At 58.2% G+C, this 380-nt stretch carries 1 protein-coding gene; it reads right to left on the bottom strand.

Annotated elements, in window-relative coordinates; genetic code table 11:
• On the bottom strand, positions 1 to 263 hold a 263-nt coding region (locus tag H9X91_RS14080; RefSeq protein WP_204805883.1), incomplete at its 3' end, for a plasmid mobilization protein.
• Positions 264 to 380 lie beyond the last annotated feature (117 nt).

Genomic DNA, 380 nt, shown 5'->3' with positions numbered 1-380 from the left:
TCGACAGCCTCTCGCAGATTGGCGCTCTCGATGTGGCCCTGATGGGCCAGGACGGTCAGCTGGTTTAGATTCCGTCCCCAGGCCCGCAGCTCGCCCAGGAGCGGCTTCAGGTCCTCCACCACATGGATGGGCGTTTCCAGAGCAGCGTGGAGCAGATATTCCTGCTGGCGCAGGCCAGACTGCCGGACTTTGGCCTCGATCTTCCGCCGCTCCGCCGGTGTCACCCGGAAGGCGATGACCCGGTTTCTTGTTCTCGTCTCCATGTCTCTGTCTCCTCTCTCGCATAAAAATTCTGGTATGGTGTTGCCGGGAAGCACACCATACCAGAACATTTCCTGGAAAGCCAGGGGTTACGGGAAGAGTTATCAGAACATTCATAA

The sequence above is a fragment of the Oscillibacter valericigenes genome, assembly GCF_016902445.1.
GTDB classification, from domain to species: Bacteria; Bacillota; Clostridia; order Oscillospirales; family Oscillospiraceae; genus Oscillibacter; species Oscillibacter avistercoris.
The sequence above is the reverse complement of the archived record's forward strand: the minus strand, read 5'-3'. Positions and strand labels throughout refer to the sequence as shown.